12 protein-coding genes and 2 pseudogenes are annotated in these 24,574 nt (G+C 60.8%); 10 read left to right on the top strand and 4 right to left on the bottom strand.

The genetic code is table 11. The features are described 5' to 3' along the window. The first annotated feature begins 2 nt into the window (after positions 1–2). Entirely contained in the window at positions 3–4,565 is a 4,563-nt protein-coding gene (locus CGLAUT_RS11915) for an Eco57I restriction-modification methylase domain-containing protein (protein ID WP_290185438.1), read from the top strand. A gap of 33 nt (positions 4,566–4,598) precedes the next feature. Here CGLAUT_RS11915 and CGLAUT_RS11910 read toward each other — a convergent pair whose 3' ends face one another. Further along, positions 4,599–5,633, bottom strand: a complete 1,035-nt coding sequence (locus CGLAUT_RS11910; protein ID WP_290185437.1) for a hypothetical protein — start codon at positions 5,631–5,633, stop codon at positions 4,599–4,601. Between the two features lie 97 nt (positions 5,634–5,730). Between CGLAUT_RS11910 and CGLAUT_RS11905 the strand changes: the two are divergent. The 4 genes and pseudogenes from CGLAUT_RS11905 to CGLAUT_RS11895 form a co-directional block, all read left to right on the top strand. Further along, positions 5,731–6,087 (top strand): annotated as a pseudogene (locus CGLAUT_RS11905) (type II restriction endonuclease subunit M); the annotation flags it as partial. Between the two features lie 77 nt (positions 6,088–6,164). Further along, a complete protein-coding gene (locus CGLAUT_RS11900) occupies positions 6,165–6,476 on the top strand; it encodes an antitoxin (RefSeq protein ID WP_290185426.1) in 312 nt (103 codons plus the stop codon). Beyond that, the gene (locus tag CGLAUT_RS12215; protein ID WP_353959447.1) at positions 6,476–6,892 is read left to right on the top strand and encodes a type II toxin-antitoxin system VapC family toxin; all 417 of its coding nucleotides are present in this window, start codon (positions 6,476–6,478) and stop codon (positions 6,890–6,892) included. Before CGLAUT_RS11900 ends, CGLAUT_RS12215 begins: the two co-directional genes overlap by 1 nt. Positions 6,893–6,917: 25 nt before the next feature. Next, positions 6,918–7,304, top strand: a pseudogene (locus CGLAUT_RS11895) (type II restriction endonuclease subunit M); the annotation flags it as partial. 208 nt (positions 7,305–7,512) lie between these two features. On the opposite strand, the gene CGLAUT_RS11890 reads toward CGLAUT_RS11895, so the two are convergent. Together CGLAUT_RS11890 and CGLAUT_RS11885 are read right to left on the bottom strand one after the other, a co-directional pair. After that, positions 7,513–8,382: a DNA adenine methylase gene (locus CGLAUT_RS11890; protein ID WP_290185422.1), complete on the bottom strand. Its 870-nt coding sequence runs from the start codon at positions 8,380–8,382 to the stop codon at positions 7,513–7,515. Next, positions 8,379–9,866, bottom strand: a complete 1,488-nt coding sequence (locus CGLAUT_RS11885) for a hypothetical protein (RefSeq protein WP_290185420.1) — start codon at positions 9,864–9,866, stop codon at positions 8,379–8,381. The genes CGLAUT_RS11890 and CGLAUT_RS11885 overlap by 4 nt, the downstream gene beginning before the upstream one ends. Positions 9,867–10,101: 235 nt before the next feature. Here CGLAUT_RS11885 and CGLAUT_RS11880 point away from each other — a divergent pair, with 235 nt between their 5' ends. Together CGLAUT_RS11880 and CGLAUT_RS11875 are read left to right on the top strand one after the other, a co-directional pair. Further along, the gene (locus CGLAUT_RS11880; protein ID WP_290185418.1) at positions 10,102–16,458 is read left to right on the top strand and encodes a DEAD/DEAH box helicase; all 6,357 of its coding nucleotides are present in this window, start codon (positions 10,102–10,104) and stop codon (positions 16,456–16,458) included. After that, complete coding sequence (locus tag CGLAUT_RS11875) at positions 16,455–18,851, top strand: 3'-5' exonuclease (protein ID WP_290185416.1); 2,397 nt, start codon at positions 16,455–16,457, stop codon at positions 18,849–18,851. Before CGLAUT_RS11880 ends, CGLAUT_RS11875 begins: the two co-directional genes overlap by 4 nt. A 44-nt stretch (positions 18,852–18,895) precedes the next feature. On the opposite strand, the gene CGLAUT_RS11870 is transcribed toward CGLAUT_RS11875, so the two are convergent. Beyond that, positions 18,896–19,882: an FRG domain-containing protein gene (locus CGLAUT_RS11870; protein ID WP_290185414.1), complete on the bottom strand. Its 987-nt coding sequence runs from the start codon at positions 19,880–19,882 to the stop codon at positions 18,896–18,898. Positions 19,883–20,228: 346 nt separating this feature from the next. Between CGLAUT_RS11870 and CGLAUT_RS11865 the strand changes: the two genes are divergently transcribed. The 3 genes from CGLAUT_RS11865 (at position 20,229) to CGLAUT_RS11855 (ending at position 24,445) form a co-directional block, all read left to right on the top strand. Then, a complete protein-coding gene (locus CGLAUT_RS11865; RefSeq protein WP_290185412.1) occupies positions 20,229–21,638 on the top strand; it encodes an aromatic amino acid transport family protein in 1,410 nt (469 codons plus the stop codon). 19 nt (positions 21,639–21,657) lie between these two features. Continuing rightward, the gene (locus CGLAUT_RS11860) at positions 21,658–22,188 is read left to right on the top strand and encodes a flavodoxin domain-containing protein (protein ID WP_290185411.1); all 531 of its coding nucleotides are present in this window, start codon (positions 21,658–21,660) and stop codon (positions 22,186–22,188) included. 91 nt (positions 22,189–22,279) lie between these two features. Next, complete coding sequence (locus CGLAUT_RS11855) at positions 22,280–24,445, top strand: LamG-like jellyroll fold domain-containing protein (RefSeq protein WP_290185410.1); 2,166 nt, start codon at positions 22,280–22,282, stop codon at positions 24,443–24,445. The last annotated feature ends 129 nt before the right edge of the window (positions 24,446–24,574 follow it).

The following is a 24,574-nucleotide window of genomic DNA, read 5'->3' as shown; positions in this document are numbered from 1 at the left end:
CAATGGCTACCTTCGATTCGATCCTTAACGTCGACGAGTGGATCAGTGACCACTACTTCACCACCGACGAAACCAAAGGCGAGTCCTTCACCAAACGCGTGAAAAACCGCACGAAGGAGTGGGAGGCGCTGGAGCAGGAAACGGGCACCCTCTCCCCCATCAAGCGCCTCCAGCAACACCGCGGCGAGCTGCAGACCGCGTTTGCAACCGAGACCGACCTGGACACCACCAATAAGCTGATCCACCAGGCGTTCGGCTTCGGCGCACCGGCGCAGCAGACCTACACCCGCGCCGGGGAGACGTTCACGTACGAGGGCTGGTTGGGCAACGCGGGCACCCTCGCCGTCATCGCCGCGGACGAACCGGCAGAGACCGAGGACGACCTCACGGCACTCCCCGCCACCATCGCCCAAGAAGGCAAGGACCCGCAGACCACGAAGGTGTCCAAACTTGTCGGTGATCTCTTCCTGGCGGCTGAGCCGCCGGAGTTCGTCGTCACGCTTGCTGGGCCCTGGGTGATGCTCGCGGAGCGCGAGTCCTGGCCGCTTGGCCGGTACCTGGCCATCAATCTGCAACTGGCGGTGGAGCGTAACGACACGAAGAAAGCCGGCGAGCTCGAGCGCGTCGCCGTCATCCTGGCGCGGGAGAACCTGGAGCGCGCCGCCGACGGCACCACCTGGTGGGCGCAGACACGCGAGGAGTCGCAGCAGCACGCGGTGAAGGTCTCCGGCGATTTGCGCGACGCGGTGCGCGAATCCATCGAGATCATCGGCAACGACGTGCTGGACCGCCGTCGCGAGAACAACCTGCCAATCGACACCATCGACGGCAACGAGCTGGCGCGTCAATCCCTGCGCTACCTCTACCGCATCCTCTTCCTCCTGTTCGCCGAGGCCTCACCGGAACTGGCCATCCTGCCCACGGGCGCACCGGAGTACGTCGCGGGCTACGGCCTGGACCGCCTGCGCGACCAGATTCTCAACCCACCCGTCACCGACAAGGCCCGCCGCGGCACCCACCTTTACGACTCACTACAGCTCCTGTTCACCCAGGTTAACGAGGGCCACGACCCGCTCGACTCCCCCACCGCCGACCAGGACGCGCAGAACCAGGGCCTCACCTTCCGCAACCTCGAGGCCGACCTGTTCAAGCGCGAGAGCACATCGTTTATCGACGACACCAAGCTGTCCAACGCCGCCCTCACCCAAGTGCTGCAGAACCTGCTCCTGTCCAAAGTCTCCGCAGGCAAAGATCGCGGCTTCATCTCCTATGCCACCCTCGGCGTGACCGAGCTGGGCCAGGTGTACGAGGGACTGATGTCCTACCACGGCTTCATCGCCCAGGAGGACCTGTACGAGGTCGCGCCGAAGGGCGACGCCTCCAAAGGGTCCTGGGTGCTTCCCACCAACCGCGCCGACACCGTCCCCGAAGACAGCTTTGTCATGGAGACGAAGCAGATGGAGGAGGGCGGCACCTCCAAGGTGCGCCGCGAGCACCCGGAGGGTTCCTTCGTGTTCCGCCAATCCAGTCGCGACCGCGAACGTTCCGCGTCCTTCTACACCCCGCAGGTGCTCACGGAGTTCACTGTCGGTCAGGCCATCGAGGTGCTGCAGGAGGAAGGCCGCATCGAAACCTCTGAGGACGTACTCAGCCTGACCATCTGCGAGCCCGCCATGGGCTCCGGCGCCTTCGCCGTGGAGGCCGTACGCCAGCTCGCGGAACTCTACCTCAAGTTCAGGGAACAGGAACTCGACCAGCAAGTCGATCCCGAAACCCGCACCTTGGAACTCCAGAAGGTCAAGGCCCACATCGCCCTGCACCAGGTCTACGGCGTGGACCTGAACCCCACCGCGGTGGAGCTCGCCGAAATCTCCCTGTGGCTGGACACCATGACCAGCCAACTCAAGGCCCCGTGGTTCGGCCTTCACCTGCGCCGCGGCAATTCGCTCATCGGCGCGCTGCGCTCCACGTATTCGACCACGCAGCTGAAGAAGCGCGAGTGGCTCAGCGCCGTCCCGCGCCGGGAGTCCGTCCAGAATCTCGCCGGAGCTATCGACGCCGGCGAGCCTCGCGACATCAACGCCGCCGGCCGCATTCACCAGTTCCTCCTGCCTTCCGCAACCTGGGGCGCCGCAGCGGACGCGAAGGACCTGAAGACCCTGGCCAAGGACGAGATCACCGCGATGAAAGCGTGGCGCAAATCCGTCACCGGCAAGGTGCCCACCAAAGAGCAGGCGAAAAAGCTGACCAACCTCGCCGCCCGCGTGGAGTCCCTCTGGGCCATCACGCTGTCCAAAATGCGCATCGCGGAAGACCAGATCCGCCGCGACATCGACCTTTGGGGCCGCGACACCGAGCACACCGCGAAGAATGTGCACCGCGAGCAAATCGAGCAAGAATTGCTTCACGACACCGATGGTGCCTACCTGCGCCTCCGCCTCGCCATGGACGCGTGGAACGCGCTGACCTTCTGGCCACTAACCGAAGTGGACCAGCTTCCCGACCTCGACGAGTGGCTCGCCACACTTACCGACCTCCTCGGCGTAGACACCCAGGCCCGTGACACCAACCAGATCCGCCTAGCCAGCGCCACTAACTGGGACGAACTGGTGGAGCTGGAACGCACTGAGATCGGCCTCTCCGGCGCTCGCAAGATCGAGACCGTGCTAGCGAACCACCCGTGGTTGCGCGTGGTGCAGTCCGTCGCCGCCGACCAAGGCTTCTTCCACTGGGACCTCGACTTCGCGGCAGTGTTCGCTCGAGGGGGCTTCGACCTGCAGGTGGGCAACCCGCCGTGGGTGCGACCGCGCACCGACCTCGATGCCCTCTACTCCGAGGCAGATCCTTGGTTCTCGTTGGCGCACAAACCCACCCAGGCCGCGAAGAACGAGCGACGTCAGCAGTGGTACAGCAATGAAGCGACCCGTTCAACTGTGTACCGCGGCATCGGTGAATCCGTATCGACGGCCGCGATTCTCTCCGACGTCACCCGATACCCGCACCTCGTCGGCCAACAACCCGATCTCTACCGCGGTTTCATGGAGCGCACGTGGGGCAATGCGTCGGAAGATGGCGTGACCTCACTCATCCATCCCGAGTCCCACTTCACAGAGAAGAAGGCTGCGCCTCTACGCCGGGGTGCATATCTGAGGCTGCGGCGCCACTGGCAGTTCATTAACGAACTAATGCTTTTCGATGTCGACCACCACAATGCCTACGGGATTCACGCATATGGACCCCGGCAGGATGGCCCTGCCTTCAGTCACGCAGCATCCCTTTACCACCCGACAATCGTCGAAGAGTCCTTCTCCCATAATGGGGCCGGAAGCTTGCCTGGTCTGAAGGACGATAACGGAAACTGGGATTTGCGCCCGCACCGTGACCGAATTCAAACGGTTAACGAAGATGTGCTCGGGGTGTGGCACTCGATACTTGAGGATGACTCCGTTCCGGCTATCGAGTCCCGCATGGTCTACACCGTGAACACCGAAGCCGCGGCCGTGCTCGAGAAGCTTGCCGCCGCGCCCCGCATTCGGGAGCTTGGTTTGCAGTTTTCAGCGGGTTGGCACGAAACTGCCGACAAAAAAGCCGGGTACTTCGATACAGCCTGGGCTCATCCCGATTCGTGGGATGATGTCATTCTCCAAGGCCCGCACCTCGGCGTATCGACCCCGATGGTCAAACAACCCAACCCCACGCTGAAGCACAATCAGGACTGGTCAGAGGTGGACCTCGAGGCGATGCCCGCCGACTTCATTCCTGCGACGGCCTACCAGCCGGATCGTGGTACCCAGCCGAATTATGACGGTGACTATGGGAGTTGGCTTGATAGAGCGGAAAAGGTGCCGGTCAGGAATTGTTACCGCATCTGCTGGAGGGCGATGGCAGCAACGACCGGCTTTCGGACGCTCTACCCCTCACTCGTTCCCCCTGGAACTACTCACATTCACGGAGTTCATAGCGGCGCATCGGTGGGCGACGATGAGACGACAGTTGCAGTTGGGGCAACGCTCTCATCGCTCTTGATTGACTATCAACTCCGCGCTACCGGGCTCGCGAATCTCTACGGTCCGACAATTCAATCGTTGGCTAATCCAGAGGCATCTAAATTGAGGGGTTTCTTAATAGGTAACTACCTCCGGCTCAATTGCCTCACCGAAGCGTATGCGCCGTTGTGGGAGGAGTTGATGGGGGAGGCGTGGGACGTCGATAAGCCTTTGCGAAAGGATGAGGAGCGCCGGGCCGCGCAGGTGGAGATTGATGCGATTGTGGCGCTGTCGTTGGGTGTGACGGCTGATGAGTTGTGCATGATTTATCGGACGCAGTTTCCGGTGATGCGCCGTTATGACCAGGAGGATCGGTTTGATGCGAATGGTCGGAAGGTGCCGAGGGATGTGATGAAGTTGCAGGCGAAGTTGCGCGACGGTGAGGAGTTGTCGGTGGCGGATCGGACGTGGGGGCATCCGCAGTCGGGTGTGGAGTACGTCTTTGAGTATCCGTTTAGGCAGTTGGATCGGGAGGCGGATATGCGGGAGGCGTATGCGCGGTTTGAAGGGATAAGTTAGTGAGTTATTAGTGTTGGCCCGAAAATAAAAAGCTCAGCGGTGTGCGTCAGGGTATGGGTATAGACCGTGACTGCGAAGACCGTGGAAATAGGTGAGGATGCGCTCGACATGTTCCTGATCGGGGTTGTGGTCCATTAACATATCGCGGACTTCCCCGCTGTGAAAGTCCATATTTTGAAACTCGAATCCGGCTCCAGCCGTCAACTGCTGAATCAGCAGATCAATTGACTTTTCGTCAGAAATGGGCCGGTCTGAAGAAACTTGGGCAACGCCAAATGTTCCGGGCCGCCCCAGTTTGCCGATGAATGTTTCCAATTTTCGAAACCAAGCTGGCCGCTGTTGAGCTTCGGCAAGAAGAACTGCCTGGACTAGACAGCCAAGATTTCCTGACCGGTCAATATTTCCGCTTCGAATGAAAGCGTAGTCCAGTTGGTCAACGCCGATATCTTCCTTCAGCTCTCGGACAAGTTCTGGGAAGGGCATTTTAACTGCGGTGAGCCACGATCTAGCCCAAATTGCCATCACAGAGGCGAAAGCGCCTGCTAGAATCGCAATTGCGAATTCTTCACCACGGGGAATCCAAGATCCCCACAAGTCATGGCCTATGAGGCCAAACCATGTAAAGAGAACGACTATCAGAGTTTGACCGAAATGGTGCAGAACGATGAATTTGAAGTTAGGGTGCCGGGGTTTCTTCAACACATCGTAAATCGCCCTCCCTGAAGTCAGCAGTAAGTAACTGGCAATCATCCCGGCGGTACCAACAATGGCATCGCCATCCGCTCGGTCAATCATTTCTGAGATGAGCATCACGGTCAGCGCAACGGGTAGGCCGCGAAAACCAACAACTGTCCTCACAGGGTTACTTCTGTACTGATGCTCTACCCGATTGTCCAAGCTGGTATACGATTCCGGCCATTCACTCCGGAAAAAGCCATAGATTGCGTTTAGAAGCACCACGCCGATGATGGCAAACACGACGGTTTCTGTTGTCACATGCACCACGTGGGGTAGACAATCCCACAGTTGTTTTAGCAACCGAGCCGTACGAGTTTCGTAGTGATTCACGCTGGGATCTCCTCTGGCCCGTTTAGTTTCACTAACCAAGTGAGCTCTCGGCCAGCCTACAATCTGTAGCCAGTTTAAGGGGGAGCTTTAGGGCGTCGATAAGCCTTTGCGTAAGGGTGAGGAGCGCCGTGCCTCACAGGCGGAGATTGATGCGATTGTGGCGCTGTCGTTGGGGGTTACGGCGGATGAGTTGTGCATGATTTATCGCACGCAGTTTCCGGTGAGGCGTTATGACCAGGAGGATCGGTTCGATGCGAATGGTCGGAAAGTGCCGAAGGATGTGTTGAAGCTGCAGGATAAGTTGCGCGACGGTGAGGAGTTGACGGTGGCGGATAGGACGTGGGGGCATCCGCAGTCGGGTGTCGAGTACGTCTTTGAGTATCCGTTTAGACAGTTGGACCGGGAGGCGGATATGCGGGAGGCGTACGCGCGGTTTGAGGGGATGGTTCAATAACGATTGCTCACGCGTATCGCCATGTATATCGTTAGCGATATACGCCATGTTTCCTGCACACGAAGGAGGTCGATGACATGACCAAGGCAAAGAAGGGCAAGCGTCTGCGAACTACAGTGTTTAGGTCCGGAAATAGCCAGGCTGTTCGTATTCCCGCTGCGTTCCGTGTTGAAAGTGGCAGTGCAGTAATCGAACAGGTGCCGGAAGGGCTTCTTCTACGTCCGGTCGAGGAAAATTTCGGAGACGTGATCGCACGGTTGAGGGAGTTTGAGAAAGAGCATGGGGTAGACGAAGACCTCATTGATGAACTTGCAGATTTGCCCGTTGATCCGGTGCCTGAGGTTGATCGCCCGGCCACACAAGACGAAGGTAGGGACCGCAACGGCTGATGGGTTACCTACTGGACACCAATGTTTGGATTGATCTTGAACGCGGTCGAGAAGCTCAGGTCTCTGCCGCGGCTTCGTCGTGTTCGAGCAATGAATTATGGCTATCCACAATCGTGATAGGTGAGATCCAGTCGGGGATACAGCGGTCACGCAACCCGGAACTTGCGCGGCGGGTGTATGACCTTCTGTTGCAGGGCCGGCCAAGAGTAGGGGTCGACGAACAGTGCGCGCACGTCTACGGGGAGCTTCGGGCGGGGCTGCTCGATAGCGGCCGAATGATCGGAGGAAACGATCTTTGGATCGCAGCGCAGGCAGTGAGAAACGATCTGACGTTAATCACGGCCAATACTGGAGAGTTTTCCCGCGTCCCGGGTTTGAGGTTGGAGAACTGGCGTGAGGATCGACACTGTAATTGAAGGCCGTGAGTGGTCCCTCTGCTAAGAGTTGATGGGGGAGGAGTGGGGCGTCGATAAGCCTTTGCGAAAAGATGAGGAGCGGAGGGCCGCGCAGGTGGAGATTGATGCGATTGTGGCGCTGTCGTTGGGTGTGACGGCTGATGATTTGTGCATGATTTATCGGACGCAGTTTCCGGTGATGCGCCGTTATGACCAGGAGGATCGGTTTGATGCGAATGGTCGGAAGGTGCCGAAGGATGTGTTGAAGCTGCAGGATAAGTTGCGCGAGGGTGAAGAATTGTCGGTGGCGGATCGGATGTGGGTGCATCCGCAGTCGGGTATGGAGTACGTCTTTGAGTATCCGTTTAGGCAGTTGGATCGGGAGGCGGATATGCGGGAGGCGTACGCGCGGTTTGAGGGGGTGGTTAATTGAAGATAGAAGCTAACGTATCGAAGCGTCAGGATGCCAGGAAGCTGATTCAAAAGGCCCAGGATTCATGGGGCGGAAGCGCGAGGTCTTGCACGGGTCAACGATCTGGCTGACCCCTCAGCGCGCTGGGGACACCGGTCGCCAGAACTTCAAGAGACGATGAGTTGAATTCAATGTTGGTGTGATGGAGCGGCGGTATCGTGTTTCACGATCAGTTTGCCCACAGAGCTTGCCTGCCCGATGTGACCTCGAGATCGGGCAGCGTCAAATCTTCCGAGAAGATTATTGCTTCAGATCCAATGTGTTGTTTGTGGGCAGTATGAGCGATCTGAAAAGTCGCGCAGCGCCCGTCCCGATAAAGAACCTCTGTTATTCGTGGATCATCGTCGTAGGTCAGAAGCCAGGGACTCGAGATGGATTGCAATTTGTTGGCAAGCCCGATGTGGGCCATTTCGTCGAAGGCGTGGAGGTACAAACCATCACCCTGAACCATGTATGGCGGGTCAGCGTAAACAAACAAGTCTTCACCGAAATCGCGTAACCCATCTAGGAAATCGAGGCCATCGAGCTCTGTCACTATGATGTGCTCTCTCATTGTCGCAACAGTTTCGACCCTCTTAACCAAGGTTGCACGATTAAATCTCGCATCGAGTTTCCATTTGCCATGTTGCGCGTGCCCACCGATGGGGCCGGCGTGTAGAATGCCTGATCGATTCGTTCGGTTTAGGTAGAAAGTCGCAAAGCCAAGTTCGACATCGTCCCGCCCGATTGGGTTTCGGTAAATATCGCGTTGCCTCTCCCATTCATTAACATCGAGTGGCGTTGTTTTTATCAGTTGAACAAACGCGCAACATTCATCGAGTATCGCTCTCCACATTGCCGCAATCCCAGGGTTCAAATCATTTAGATGAATTTTGCTGACCACCCCTCTATGAAGTAGCTGTAAGGCCGCTCCTGCGCCTCCCGCGAAAGGTTCCGCGTAGTGGGTTGGTATTGGAAGCTGTGATTCAATAATTCGTTCGAGAAACGGAGCGAGGCGGGCCTTGCCGCCTGGGTATCGCAACGGCGAAAGATATCTCATTCGGTTCCAGCCTCTAGCAGCTTTTGGTTCATCGCCTCGAGCATCGGCTCGTAACGGTCAGCGAGCCGTTTGGTTTCGGCTGCGGTGCTGACAAAAGAGGGGCTGTGAACTGCGAACTGAGCCAATCTCAAATGGTTGGGATCATTTCTGATCGAGTGGAAAAGGGTGTTGAATGGGCGGGCGGTTTCAGCTTGCTTCAATTGCTCCGTCGCGCCCGGGTCAAGAATCTTAAGAACCTCGAGCAGGCGTTTATCAAGCTCGCGAGGCGGATTCCCTTTCCCGAAGCGGTCGAGGAACTGAAACGCGGTCAGATCGAGGATTACACGAAGAAGAATCGAGACAACGTCTGGGTTATTCTCCACGGAAAGGCGGGAAGTGTTCGTGGCTAGGTCGGCAATCTTCTCTGAAAACCCGCTAAGGTCCAGACCCTCAAAAACCCTGGCGTGAGTCTTTCGACGTTGCGGTTTTGGTTCAGGTTTCGGCGGACTCGGTGAGTCGTTGCCCTGGGGGGTGCTAGTTGGCTGCGAATCGGGAGACTGTGGGTAGGATTGTCCAGATGGCTCGGTTTTCGAGTTGTCCCCCGGGGGAACTGTGGCGGCCATTGCTGAAGGAGAGGGTAATTCCTTGTCCGCTAGTTCTCTCAGATAGGCACCGACATCCTCAGAGCTGTGAAGAGAACGACTATCTTGGTTTCTCTTAGCGAGGTCGGCAAGCAAATGGGTTATGAAAGGGCGCATCTCAGAGGCGGATAACTTCATCGTCGTTCGTCCATTGAGATGGTATTGAATACCAATTTCATCCCGCATCACAGAGTTGTCGAGAAGGCGCTTCAAGGTGGTGTATTGCACGTTTATGACTTCGGTCAAATAACGTATCAACATTGGATCATCGCTGTACTCAGCATTTAACAACTCGATAAAGCTGTAGGACGGGCTTCGTTTGTTCGTTCGTCGAAAGCGTCGGCGGTCCTTTTCGAATGAATTCCATTCTACGGTGGATGCGCCACTCTCTTTACCTAGGCCGTGTTTTTTGTCGATCCAAGAATCGGCTTCTTCGAGGGACGTAACGACAACAACATCTAGCGCGTCTGGGGGAGAAAACGGTGACTTCGCAATCACCGATTGGAAACGTTTTTGGTAACGGTCTTTCAAGTCAGCCGGTAGCGAATTGAGAAGTGCAGGGTGCTTCCAGATTTTCAGACAGGTTAGCCGGCGATTGCCCTCTAACATCCGATATCGAGTGCCGTCCACCACCGCAATAGGAAGATCGGAAGGATTTAAATCCCCACGAGTGGTTATGTCTTTAAGAAGACCTAAACACTTCTCGCCGGCTACAGCAAGCATAAACTCAATGGCCTGGTTCTGATCTTTCGCATCGTCTCTGAAACGGGCGTTGGTGAGATCGAGATCAATTTTACTGATGGGGATTGAGCGTCGTTTGCTGGTCCCCACTCCGAATCGCAGTTTCTGGGTTTGAGGGCTCAACTATCCACCTCGATTTCACGCGAGTACACGTTTGCAAAGCACTATCCCGCCAAGTTAAGCAGATCGTTCTGAGATAGATCGGAATAGATCCGCCACAGTGTGGTCTGCTGAATTCTGAGTTCGGCTCTGCCGCCGGGTCCTGGAGTGCCTAATCGTATCGTAAGGCGCTATACCAGGAGGGGAAGTAGTGTAGCTGCCAGCAACAATAGGATCTTCACCCGATAAACTTTCCCTCGTGTCTTCCCTCATCCCCGTCCGCGCATCCGAGTACGTTCTAGGCGGTGTCTCCGAATACCTGGCCACCGCGTTCTCGCTGGCAAACCCGGAGACCTCCAATGCGCTGAAGGCGTTCCTGGAGGACACAGAGCGCGGGATGTTTCACGGGCCGTACGTGCGGGTGCGGCTCCCCTACGCGCGTGCGATCGGGTGGGACGGGATCCTGGACTGGATGCCGTCGTGGTTCACGCCGTACCACCACCAGGCGGAGGCGTTCCGGAGACTCCGCAGCCGCGACGAGCACGGAGAGCGTCGCCCGGATCCGACGCTCGTGATCACCGGTACCGGTTCGGGTAAGACGGAATCTTTCCTCTACCCCGTGCTGGATCACGCGGCACGTGCCCGGGCTGAAGGCCACACTGGTGTGAAGGCGCTGCTGCTGTACCCGATGAACGCGCTGGCGAACGACCAAGGGGATCGCCTGGCTAAACTGATCGCCAATGAGTCGGCGCTGGCGGGGGTCACGGCAGGCATCTACACCGGTGAGGCCAGGGGCAGCGTGAAAAAGGTGACGTCGCAGTCGCTGATCAATGATCGGGACGAAATGCGCCTCAACCCGCCGGACATCCTGCTCACTAACTACAAGATGTTGGATCAGCTGCTCCTTCGTCCGGAGGACCGGGAGATCTGGAGCAAGTCCGCAACATCGCTGCAGTACTTGGTGTTGGACGAGTTCCACACGTACGACGGCGCGCAGGGCACCGACGTCGCGCTCTTGCTGCGCCGTCTTGGGTTGATGCTGAAGCAACACCAGCCGGAGGGCTTCCTGGGCGAGTACGCGGCGAACCCGTTGGGGCGGGTCACGCCGGTGGCCACGTCGGCAACATTGGGCGGCGACGATGACCGCTCGAAGGTGCTCGAGTTCGCGGGCACCATCTTCGGCGAGGCGTTCGAGCCGGAGGCGATGGTTAGCGAAAAGACGCTCACGTATTCCGAGTGGGCCGAGGAGATCGGGCAGACCTTCGGGTACCTCGATACTCCCCTGTCGCCGGACATCGATGGGCTACGCGGGGTCGTGGACGCCATCGCGAACGATACTTCCGGGCGCGACCACGCGGACGTGGTGCTGGACATCTTCCGCACGCGGTTGTGGGGCGTGGATGCGGGCGCGGACCTGGATACAACGATCGCGGCGTACGCGGTGCACCCGATCACCAAAGCGCTGCTGGATGACGACGGGAAGGCCAAACCCCTCATCCAGCGCGAGGGTGAGGACGCGAAGACACTGCCTGCGGCGATGTTCGACCCGATTGTGCTGCGCAGTTTGGGGGAGGACACCGCGAGGGAGTTCGTCACGCACCTGCTCACCGCCGTAGCGCAGCTGCGCGCGCTTGCCGGCGAGGTGTACAAGTTCGAAGGCAAGCGCCTGCCCGGTGTGGAAACGCACCTGTGGGTGCGCGAGGTCTCCCGCATCGAACGCACCGTCACCCCGACCGAGGACGGCCAGGTGTTTCGCTTCGCAGACGACGGCCACATCGATGCCGACGATGCCGCGGTGTGGCTGCCCGCCATCTACTGCCGCGAGTGCGGTCGCGCCGGGTGGATGACCGCACTAGAACCCGGGACTGACGCGGTGGTCTTGGATGGTGGGGAGATCCGGAAGGCGACCGTCGATAAGCCTGAGCTCCCGCGGCCCCTCATCGATGCCACCAACGAGTACCGGCGGGTCGTCGCGGAGGGGATGGAGCCGGGCGCGTTTGACGGCGAGGACGGCAAGCGCGCGCTGATGTGGTTCCACACCTCCACGCGCACGCTGAGCACCAGCGAGCCGAGCGAGGAAGCGCTCGCGGAGGGCAGCTCGGTGCCGGTGCTCACGTACTCGGGCCTGGGCGCAGAGGATTACGCGCGCGAGCAGGTGTGCCCGAACTGCGGGGAGCCGGACGCGGTGCGCTACATCGGCTCGCGTGTGGCCACGCTGCTTTCGGTGGGGCTGTCCAACCTCTTCGGCATGCCGCAGCTGGCGCAGGAGGAGAAGAAAACGCTCGTGTTCGCGGACTCGGTGCAGGACGCGGCGCACCGGGCGGGGTTCGTGCAGTCGCGGGCGCGGGCGTTCGGGATTCGTACGTTGATGAAGAGCGTCGCAGGCACCGAGGAGTTGTCCGTCGCCCAGATGCCGCTGCGGATCCTCGAGCGGGCCGATGGTGCGGAGGACCCGCTGCGCGCGCGGTTTGAGCTGCTGCCGCCGGAGATCGTGGAGGCGCCCACGTTCGTGCCGTTCTGGTCGAAAGATGCAGACGAGAAGGCGCGCCGCGAGGCCACGACTGCCGTGCTGCAGCGCCTCGAGCTGGACGCGGCGTTGGAATTCGGGCAGCGTGCGCACCTGCCGCGCTCGCTGGTGTCCACGGGTGCGCTCGCACCGTCGGTGGCGGTGGACGATGCGGTGCTGCTGGCGGCCGCTGGTGAGGCGCTGAAGAGCATCGACGCCGGGCTGTTCAACGTCGTGGATGCGAGCGCTGAAGAGGTACAGCTGCGGTGGATGCGTGGGTTTCTGGAGCAGGTGCGCGACCGCGGTGGTGTGTACACGCCGATGTTCGCCAGTTACTTGCAGGATGACGCGAACTCGTGGCGGCTGCATAACCGCTACGCCAAGGCACGCGGCATGCGGCGCTTTCCCAAGGGTGGTGCGCCAGAGTTTCCGCGCTCCGGCCCGGCGGTGGACGATAAGGACCGCGGGCTCACCCCGCTGGGCAGCCCGCGTGGGCGCTACGCGCGGTGGACGTCGAAGGTGCTGGGCGTATCCACGCACGACGCCGCGCTGGTGCTGACCAACGTGTTCCGGGAGCTGGCGAACCGGGACGCGGTGATGGCGATTTCTACCGACACCGGCGGCACCATCTACGCCATCGCGCCGGAGCACGTGGTGGTGCGGTGCGAGGAGGAGCCGGCGAGGTTGCAGTGTGGGGTGTGCAATGCGCCCTTGGGCGTCGATAAGCATGTGCGCGACTTGCTCGATGGTGTGCCGTGCCCGACTCCCGGCTGCCCGGGCGCGCTGGGTGCGGAGCGGATCGAGGAGAACTACTACTCGCAGCTGTACTCGTCCACCACCCCGCGCGCGATTGTGGCGCGCGAGCACACCGGGTTGATTCCCAAGGAAGAGCGACTGGCGCTGGAGTGGGCGTTTCGCGGCGGAGAGGAAACGAACGACCCGAGCGCGCCGAACGTGCTGGTGGCCACGCCGACGCTGGAGATGGGTATCGACATCGGTGACCTGTCCACGGTCATGCTCGCCTCTCTGCCTAAGTCCGTGTCCTCGTACGTGCAGCGCGTGGGGCGCGCCGGGCGCCTCACCGGCAACTCGCTGGTGCTCGCGTTCGTGCAGGGGCGCGGCACCACGCTGCCGAAGCTGAACCAGCCGCTGTCCGTGATCGCGGGCACCGTGGTGCCGCCGGCGGCATTCCTCTCCGCCACCGAGATCCTGCGCAGACAGACCACTGCGTACTTGGTGGATACACTGGACTTCAACGCGCACGGGTTGGATGTGCAGAAGGCGCGCGACGTGTTCAGCTTCCGCAAGGTCTCGCTCTTAGACGTGCTGGCGGAGGAGATCGCCGAGGGAGTGGAGTCGCGCGTAGAGGCGTTCCTTGCCACCGTGGCGGGTTCCGTGGACCAGGCGACCGTGGACGGCGTGCACGAGTGGGCGTGCGGTCAGGGGGCCGATTCGCTCATCGGGGAGATGCAGCGCACCCGCACGCTGTGGGATAGCGAGGTCAAGGAGTTCACTGCGCGCCGGGACACGCTGCAGGAGCGTTTGCGCGAACTCGAGGCGAAGGTGGACCCGAACGCGGGCACGGAGAACGCGGACCCGGACTTGGAGCGCGAGAAGCGCAGCACCAAGGCGGCGTTCCGGCGTGTGTCGCGCGACTTGGGCAAGCTGCTTCTCGACGATCACTGGATCTCCGCCATGGAGCGCTACGGCTTGCTGCCCAACTTCACACTGTTGGACGAAGCGGTGGAGCTCGCCGTAGTGGTCTCCCAGCTCAACCCGTCCACGATGCAGATCGACCCGGAGACGTTCGAGCTCTCCCGTGGTGTGTCCTCAGCGCTGAAGGAATTCGCGCCAGGCAACACGTTCTATGCACGCGGCATTGCCGCCACTGTAGACGCGGTCGAGGTTGGCATGAGCGGCGCGGACATCGAACAGTGGCGCCTGTGCCCTGCCTGTTCCTACGGCGAGCGCATGCATTCTTCCGTTGTTCCCGGAGCGTGCCCCGAGTGCGGTGCCGGCGCGTTTGCAGACAAGGGCCAGGTGCTGGACACCGTTCGCATGCGCCGGGTCTCCGCGGAGGTGGACAAGGCCCGCGCGACTATCGACGACTCCCGCGACGACAGGCACGAACTCAGCTACCACACCGCTTTGAGCTTCTCCGTACCTGAGGGCGGACACGGCGGCCGGTGGTTCCTCTCCCAGGGCTTCGGCGCCGAGTACTTGCGGTACGTGAACCTGAGCTGGTTCAACCTAGGACGCGGGCCCGCGACAAAGAGGATGCTCGCGGACCACGAGATCGACGCCCCCTTGTTCACCGTCTGCAATTACTGCGGCCACCTGGATTCGCAGAGGGGAGAGAACTCGAAGTGGGATCACCGCCCATGGTGTCCGAAGCGGACCGCGCGCGAGGAGGAGTCGGTGACGGTGGCGCTGAACCGCACCTTGCAGACCCAGGGCGTGCTGCTACACGTGCCGGTGCAGCTCACCGCCGGCGACAATGCGACCATCCCGAGCCTCACCGCTGCGATCAAGCTCGGGTTCAAGGAGGTCCTTGGCGGGGATCCAGACCACCTCAGCGTAGAGACGGTTCGCGTGCCGGACGGACGCGGCACCACCGTCGAGGCGCTGCTTATGCACGACAACGTCCCCGGCGGCACCGGGTACCTTTCCCAGTTCGCCTCGCCCGAGGACGTTCGAAAGCTCATGGAGCACGCCTTCGAAGCCGTCCAGAAATGCGATTGTAAGGACGACGAGCGACTCGCCTGCCCCGATTGCCTGCTGCCGTACACCCGCATCCAACAGATTGAGAACACCTCCCGCGCAGCTGCGGAACGTGCTCTGCGTTCCATTCTGACGAATCAGGACCACCCATCCCCCGACGAGGATCCGCTCAAGGCCTCGTGGAAGCCACAGACGGAAGCCCCGAAACTGGACCAGGCCTCCGAATTGGAGGTTCGGTTCCGCGAGAAGATCCGTAAGGGCCTCGAGGCGCGCAACGCCACCGTCAAAGACATCCCTAACGCCGGTGGCGTGGAGTGGCTGGTCACATTCCCAAACGGCGAAGAATGGTCGATGAAGGAACAAGTGAAGAAGGGCTACACAACGCCGGACTTCTACTTCTCCCCCAGGCGCCGGCGCGACGTACGCGACGTCGCCGTGTACACCGACGGCGCGGCGTACCATTTCGCAGCTGCGAACTACCGCTTCCCCGGGGATATCGACAAACGCAACCAGCTGCACTACGAGGACAACCAAGTGCTGCCGTGGAACGTCACCGATGCCGGCCTCAAGTGGTTTGACAAGGAGGTAGCGCGCACCGCAGGTGAGCCGGCGTGGGTGACCGAAGAGGGTGAAAAGCTGGCGCGGAAGCTCGGGTCTGTGGACGACGCTGCCATGCGGTTCATGAAAGCCTCCCCCATCACCCAGCTGCTCACTTACCTCGCGGAGCCGGACCGCGCATCCTACTCGGTTCTGGACCAAGCACTCATTGCGCTGCTGCGCAGCTCCGCCTACCCCACCCGGACTGAAACCGGAGTGCGGCTGACATTGCGCAATGAGATCCACATCGACATCGCCCCGACTGGAACCACGATGCTGCCCCACCGTCTCGTCGTCGACGCGGAAGCACCCGGTTCGATCACGGAGGAGAACTGGCGCGACTTCCTTCGCTTCGCCAACATCATCTGGTTGGCCAACAATGCCGTCGTCATCGAGGTCGGCGATGGGAAGACGGATGCGGAACCAGAGGTCGTCAGAAAGCAAGACGCTCAGGAGCCGAGTGCTATGGAAGCCGAGCAGATCTCGGGACTTTGGGCTCAAGCGATTGACGAGTTCGAAGATGAGTCTGGCGTTGTGTCGGCACTGCGGTTACTGGCCGGTGCCGGCGCGGAGGCTACTGAAGAGATTGGTGAGGAGATCGGTTCGCTACCCACCGCGGTCGCGTGGCCGCACCGCAGGATCGCCCTGTTGATGGAGCGCGACGACTCGTACACGGGCGCGGAAGCGAAGCTACGAGATGACGGTTGGGTGTTGCTGTACCCCGATACACTCGACGAACAAACCATCCCGGCGGCATTGCTGGGTGCGGAAGGGGCAGAGGATCCACGATGAACAAACCTATGGTGACGTTCAGCCTGTACAGCGGGCTCAAGCCGGATGGCGCGCTGCTCAAACCTACAATGAACTTTCTGCAGAAGCTCGCCGAGGATCCAACGAACCCGTCGCTGCGAATCAAGCCACTCAACAACGCGGTAGATAAACGCGTGCGCACCGGCCGGGTCAACGATCAGTTCCGCGCCGTGCTGTTCGAGCTCAAGGATGCGAACACGCACCACTTCGTGTTGGTGGACGTCGACTCGCACGATGAAGGCAACGCCAAGGCGGAGCGTCTTGACCCGGCATCAATCCGGTTGACCGTCAACCCAGTCAATGGGTTGACGCAGCTTATCACCGAAACGGCCCAGGTGACTTCCCTCGAGGCGAAGGAGGCCGACTCCGCGCGCAAGGCCAGAGAGGCCGCTGAGGCAGCGCGCGCGCTGGCGGAGGAGCAACACGCCGCCGCGGCTCGTCTCTCGGAGGAGGTGGGGGTGGACGCGGTTGTCGTCGACAAGCGCACACCCGCGCCCCGGGCCGAGATGGAGCGCCGCGGCTACACACCAGCGACCCTCCACGACGAGCTGGGCATCGATCTGTCTCTGGCTGAGGCCGTGTGGACCGCGGAAAGCGAGGAGGAACTACAGGTTCTGCTCGACGACCGACCCGCGTGGGAGCAGGATGCCGTGCTGGGATTGGCCGCCGGCTACTCCGTGGAGGATGTGCGTGAATCGCTGGGCCTGCGCAAACTCGATCCCGAGGCCGCCGAGAGTGAGGGTGCCGAAGACGATGACGCCCGGTTGCTGGCCGGTCTGCGCGAACCAGCCGCCGAGCTGGACTTCGCGTACGTGGACGACGTGGAGACCGAGTCGCTGCGTGCCGTAATCGAAGCCGGCAGCTTCGACCAGTGGCGCGTATACATCCACCCGGAGCAACGCCGCATGGCAGAGGGACCCCGCAGCGGGTCGGCGCGCGTGTTCGGCGGCGCCGGCACGGGCAAGACGGTGGTGGCAGTGCATCGCGCGAATAATCTGGCGATGCGTGCGGTACCGAATCAAGATGCTGGCGACGAGCCCCCGCGGGTGCTGCTGACTACCTTTACAAAGGGCCTGGCGCAGGGGCTGAAATCGCAGCTGAACGCGCTGAACAAGCACTTTCCAGAGGCGGACGATCCTGGGAATCCGGGCATCTGGGTGGACAACGTCGATGCCGTGGTCCGCAAGGTCGTTAGCAACGCGCCGCCAAGTGATGTGGAGGAAGCGACACGGCGCGTACTTGGCGTGAGCGCGTCGAGCGCACGGCCGTACACCGAACGCGACGCCACGCAGGTGTGGGATGCCGCGATCGAAGGCGCCAGCGAGGAGCTGCCGCGCTCGATTGCGAACGCAACGTTCTTGCAGGAAGAGTACGAGGGCGTGGTGCTGGCGAACGCGATCACACAGCAACCCGAGTATCTCAAGGTGGCGCGTACCGGACGCGGCACGCCGCTGAACCGCAAGCAGCGCAAACTGGTCTGGGCGGTGCTGGAATCTGTGATGCAGACGCAAGCGGTTGACGGGCAGCTGTTTTGGCCGACCCTGTCCGCCGTCGGCGCGGAGGTGCTGAACGTGCGGTACGAACGGCTCGGTGGGTCGTTGTTCGATCACGTTGTGGTGGACGAGGCGCAGGATTTCAATGCTGGGCACTGGCGATTCCTGCGTGCGTGCGTTGCCCAGGGGCCAAACGACATCTTCATTGCCGAGGATTCCCACCAGCGTATTTACGGGCAGCCGCTGACGCTGTCGCGATTTGGGATTGCGACGCGCGGCCGGGCGTCGCAAAGACTGACCCTGAATTACAGAACGACCAAGGAGAATCTGGACTACGCACTGCGGATTCTTGTCGGTGACGAGGCCACCGAATACCTCGACGCGGAAGGTCAAGTGGATTCCGTGAGCTACTACCGCTCCGCGCGCACCGGTCCTAAGCCGTACTTTGTTCCCACAGCGTCCGAGGAAGAGGAATTCAACGTTGCGGCGTACTTCATTTCAAGATGGCTGGACAGTGAAGAGGACGCGCACATCGGCGTAATGTGCCGTACCCGCGGCCAACTGTCGCGCGTGGTCGCTGGACTTGCCGACCACGGCATCGATGCGGTGCAAACCAGAAACGCTGAGCTGGCCTCGCACGAGCAGGTTTCCGTTATGACTATGCACGGCGCGAAGGGTATGGAGTTCACCCACGTAATCCTCATGGGTGTGGGCAAGGACATCATGCCGCTGCGGTTCCGGCTCAAAGACCTATCCGACGAGGACGCGCGCGGGGCGCTCCAGCGCGAGCGGTCGCTGCTCTATGTCGCTGCTTCACGCGCGCGCGATGAGCTGGTAATTACCGCAACCGGGGAGCCGTCGGATCTGTTGCCGGAGGGGTGATCCGAACGCGTAGGTGGTAGTGCGTTGATTTGGGTTTCGGCAGGTCAATCAGCATCCGCTTCAGGAGTCAAACGGGTCGCGTACGTCTCTCCGAACGACCCAGTCATGAATCCCTGCTTTACATAGTGAGCTTGGTGTTCAGGCTCAGGAAACAGGGTTGCTTCGTTAACGTTAAGACCGTCTAATTGTCTGAGGATCGCCTTCTTGGCTCCCGCAGGCACTATGAATCGCCGCTCGTGAGTAACCAACTCCCCGTCAGCAGCTTTGGGATCAAATAACTTGGGAGCAAAGCTGAACAACTCACCTTCCTTGGGAGGCTCCGCGTTTTCCGATGACAGATCCACCGGAGACCCATTAAGGATTAGGTTCATCCCAGCGATGAGAAAAGCACCACTTTGAGCTCCTAGTCGGGGGTTCGTGTACGACGGGCGTACCGCTGTAAACGATCGTGTGAGTGCGGCGACAAAAGTTTTGAAACGCCCCAAGTCATTGGGGTTGGCCACATATCTCGCACGTACAATGGCATCCGCCCTCCAGGTTGTCCCCCATGTACCGTTGATTGCCCACGTTGCAGGAAGCTGGACGGCATAGGAGTTCTCGCTCCAAACTTGAGTCCGCGGGAACAAAATGACCTCACCGTCCACCTCCTTTCCGTTGCTGTCGTGAGATTCACCACAGGCAAAGAACAACGCCACGAGCGGGTTAGTCGTAACGTCCAAAAGGCGCGTTGGAGTTCCAATATGCTGCAGCTTCGCAAGGGTCTCTATATCGGTGAGGCCAGTAAACTCCTTCGGCATCAGCCGAATCGTCTCTTCGATCAGTAGCTGCTCTAGTTCGTAAAAATAAGGTCGAGCATCATACTGCCGGTATAACACGGGCTCGATCTTGTAGTTCATGTTGGCGTGCCCTCGAAATAATGTCCAATAAGCTACGCGGCGGTCTCGAAGTTCCGGCCCCTTTTCGATCTCAACCTGGTGAACCGCCCGGATCAAATCCTCTACGCTTTCAATTGCGAGTAGGTCGTAAGCCATGACTGCACTCTACAAAGATGTTTAGAAAGATTGTGCTGCTGAGTGTCTTTGGCTCTTACCGTTATTTCATGTAGAACTCGTTGGCATTAACGCACTGTTTACTCGCAACCATCCACAAACTCTTGCGCTCTTTCCGAAGGGCACCCACCCTCTTGAGGCAGGCTGCAGTCAGGAAGAATCGTCGTGGTAGCGGGACCTTCGGATGGAAATCCCTTCGCACACCGGTCACGCAGCCGTCGTCAAGCATGTCCCTTCCGTGTGTCTAACCGCGGGCAATGCGGCGAACCACCCACCAACTTCCCTACTGTTGAAGTATCCCGTGCCCACTGACGAAAGCAGGCCACCGATGTCCACTGCCTACGGCGGATCCAACTCCAGCAATTCCTCGGGCGGTGGCAACGCCGACGACCTCCCGGAGCTGCACAGCGACGAGCACCTGGAGCAGGCGCGCGACGAGTTCGAGATGGAGCACCTCTCCGACGCGGACCGTGAGCAGATCGAGGAGGAGGCGAAGACGGAGTCCGCACCCGACGGCACGGTGATGTCGTGGGCGATGACGCTCTTCGGTACCGCCGTTGGCGCGGGCATCCTCTTCCTGCCGCTGGATGCCGGCACGTTCGGCTTCTGGCCGCTGATCATCGCCACTTTGTTCATCGGGCCGCTGGTGTTCTTCTCACACCGCACGTACGCGCGCATCGTCTCCGGCTCCCCGATCCCCGGCATGGATGTGCTGCAGGTGGTCACGGCGCTAACCGGGCGCAAGCGCGGCTTTGCCACGGCGCTGGTGTACTGGCTGGCGGTGTATCCGACGGTGCTGATCTACGCAATCTCCATTACCAACACGCTGGAGAGCTTCATCATCAACCAGATTGAAGGCCCGGAGATCAGCCGCTGGATCCTCGCGCCGATCTGCGTCGGCGTGCTCACCGGCGCGTTCGCCCTCGGACAGAAGATCACCCTGGCGATCGCGAACTTCCTGGTCTATCCGCTGATCATCGCGCTGGCCGGAGTGTCCCTGTACCTCATCCCGCGATGGGACATTGAAAGCTTCATGTCGTACGAGGCCGACACCCCAATCTGGCAGTCGCTGCTGCTCATCCTTCCGGTACTGGTGTTTTCCTTCAGCCACATGGCGGCGCTGTCCAAGCTCGCGCTGGACGTGCAGAAGAACCACGATGGCGACGTGGCCGCGACCGAAAAAGACGTGACCAAGATCGAGCTCACCGCGGTGGTCGCGCTGGTGTTGTTCACCATGTTCTTCGTCTGGTCGTGCGCCCTCGCACTCGGCGCCGACGGCCTCGACGAGGCTGCCGAGCAGAACATCCCGGTGCTGTCCTACCTGGCGAACGAGACCGGTACGCCGCTGCTCGCGTGGCTCAGCCCGATCGTGGCAATCTGCGCGATCGCCTCGTCCTACTTCGGCCACATGTTGGGCACCGAGGAGGGCACCACGTACCTCCTGCGCGTCGCTGCACCGAATTTCGCCCAGCGCGTCAACGAGAACGTGCTGCGCTGGATGATCAACATCTTCGTGTTCGTCACTGGAACGGTGATCGCGGTGTTCAATCCGTCGATTATGACCCTGATCTCTGTGGTCGGCGGTGTGTTTGTGGCCTTCCTGGTGTACCTGGTGCCGTCGCTGCTGTTCCGCAAGGCGACTGCGTTCAAGCATTACGCGAACCGCCCGGACACCATCTTTGTGGGCATCATGGGTGTGGTTATCGTGTGCGTCACTATCTGGGACATGGTGCGGTAACAGGTGCCACAATGGCACCATGACCAGCATTTACTACGCCAGCACCTACGGTTCCACCAAGCAGTACGCTGAGGAGTTGGCGCGCCGGGTCGGCGTAGATGCGGTGCCGATCGCCGAGGCCGGGGAGGTCAGCGCCGAGTCCGCCGCGGGTCCGATTGTGGTGCTCGCACCGGCGCACGGCCCGATGCACGAGGGTGTGAAGTTCGTACGCTCGCTGGGCAGTGAGGTGGTGCGCGACCGTCCGGTTGCCATCGCCACCACGGGCATGACTATCGACGACTTCGTGACCGCGACCGACCCCACCGGCGGCCTGCTCGGTGATCTGGCCGATTCCGTCACGCGGTTTTACCTGCCCGGGCGGCTGAATTACTCGGAGCTGTCCGCGGCGCACCGCAACGTCATGCGCGGGTTGATCACCGCGGTGAAGATGAAGCCGCGGAAGAACGAGAACGAGCGCAACATGATCGACATCTACGGCAAGGATGTGGATCGGGTCGATTTCGCCAGGCTGAACCCGGTCGTGGAGTGGGTCGAGACGCAGCAACGCTAGGTTTCACATGAAATTTACGTAAAAGAAACCTTTGAGGGTTAGCGTCGGCGGCGCAACACACCCACCGCACCCGCACCCGCGAAGGACTCTCATGCGTAAACCAGTTGCCGCCCTCACCACGCTTGCCCTGCTCACCCCGCTGACTCAGCTGCCGCTTCCCGTCGCAGCGGCGGATGACCTCGCTTCCCGCTTCACCCTCGGCGTCATGCCGGATACCCAGTTCTACGCTCGCTACGGTACTGATGCCGCGGGCGACATCTTCGGCTCCCGCTACGGTTCCAACCCGTTCGACGTGCAGACGGAGTTCCTCGCCGACAACCATGAGGCGCTGGGCACCGAGTTTGTCACCCACCTCGGTGACCTGGTGGATCAGCCGGAGGACCTCGCAAGCTGGGACATCGCCGACCGTGCCATGGCCGTGCTGGACCAGGCCAACCTGGATTACTCCGTGCTGCCGGGCAACCACGATTACGCAATGCTCGGAGGCGCCTCCGCGTTCGAGACCTACTTCCCCGTCTCCCGCGCAGAGAACCTCTCCACCTTCCAGGGCCGCCACCAGTCCACGGACGTCTACGCAGGCGGCAAGGACTACAAGTTCCCAGGCCAGACCGTCGATTCGGAGTACCACATCTTCGAGGCCGAGGGCCAGGAGTACCTCGTCCTCGCGCTCGGCTTCCGCGCCAACGACGACACGCTTGCATGGGCCCAGGAAGTCATCGACGCTCACCCGACGCTGCCCGTCATCCTCACCGCACACGAGATCACCGGCATCAACGGCGACGGCTCCACCTACTTCACCGAGGAGTACGGCCAGCACCTGTGGGACACGCTGATTCGCAAGAACGACCAGATCTTCCTCACCATCGCCGGCCATCACCACGGTGCCGGCTACCACGTCACCACCAACGACGCTGGCCACGACGTGATCAACATCCTGCAGGACTACCAGATGGCCTACCTCGGCGGTAACGGCCTGATGGGCCTGCTGCAGTTCGACCTGAGCAACAACCAGCTCGAGATGACCGCGTTCTCGCCGTGGGTCCAGCAGAAGAACACCGCCAAGCTCACCGCGTTCGACCACCTCCTCCCAGAGGGCAGCGGCGATTCCTACGCGATCGACATCGACTTCGACGCGCGCTTCGCCGGCTTCAACGAAGCATGGACCAAGGGCGATGAAAACGACCCGAACTACAGCGCCGTCCTGCGCGACACCGTCTCCAAGGGCTACACCCCCTACACCATCACGGAGACCGAGAAGCCTGCCGGTTCGGACGACTATGTCAAGGTCGAGGGCACAGCGGTGCACTGGAGGCCAGGTCGCACCACTTTCGAGGGGCAATTGCTTAACGACGGCCAGGCCGCCCCGGCCGGTTCCGTCATCCCGGACGTCGAAAGCGGCCAGGATATGACCCGTGTGAAGCACCGCGCGGGAGTCTCCGACAACCTGGTCACCTACTCCACCGACACCCACCCGTTGTCCTCCGATGCTGGTTCCCTGAAGTTCGCCGAGCCGAACGCCAAGAGCGCCGTCGCCTGGTTCGAGACCGCCACCGGCGCGAAGATCAACTCGATGAACTTCGAGAACGGCTACACCATGGAGGCCTTCCTCAAGCTGGACAAGGACTTCGACGGCGACGACAACGGTTGGTCCAACGCCCTGATCCGCGACGCTTCCGGCACCAAGGTCAACCCGAAGGACCCGGATGGCGACCCGATCCAGATGCTCGGCGTTTCCAACCTCCGCGAGCTGCGCTGGTACTCGCTCGGTGAGAACGGCAAGGGCTTCTCCAACTGGACCCACGAGGTGCCGAAGGGCGAGTGGATGCACGTCGCAGTGGTAAACGACCCGAAGAACAAGTCGGTAACCATGTACGTCGACGGCTCCCCGATTCTTCGCGACGGCTACGGCCCAATCGGCATGGCGGGCGAGGAGTACAAGTGGCTGCTCGGCACCTCCGCGTGGGAGGACAAGATGGAAGACGGCTGGTTCGGCAGCATCGGTGAGATCCGTATTGTGGACCGCTCCATCGGTGAGGATCAGTGGCTCACCGCCCGCGCGCCGAAGACCACCCCAACCACCGACGCACCCGCTTCGTCCACGCCGTCTGCTTCGTCCGCGCCGGCTGAACCGACTACTACTGCGGGGAGTTCAAAGTTCCTGTCCGGTGTCGGCGCGATCATCTCCCAGATCATTGGGGTCCTCGGTGGTGTTCTCTCTGCACTCGCTGCTCAGCTGCGCAACTTCCTGCGGATCTAGCAAGGGGCGATGAGGGCGATCTGGGGACTGAGTCCGGCGCTCATAAGTTTCGTGTTCAGACTAATGGGCCAAAAATAAGTCCTTAAGTTTGGTCAAGCGATGACTACATCAAACTTAAGGCGTGAACTT

This window comes from Corynebacterium glaucum (assembly GCF_030408855.1).
GTDB classification, from domain to species: Bacteria; Actinomycetota; Actinomycetes; order Mycobacteriales; family Mycobacteriaceae; genus Corynebacterium; species Corynebacterium glaucum.
Note: the sequence above shows the minus strand (reverse complement) of the source record. Positions and strands in the feature narration are given on the sequence as shown.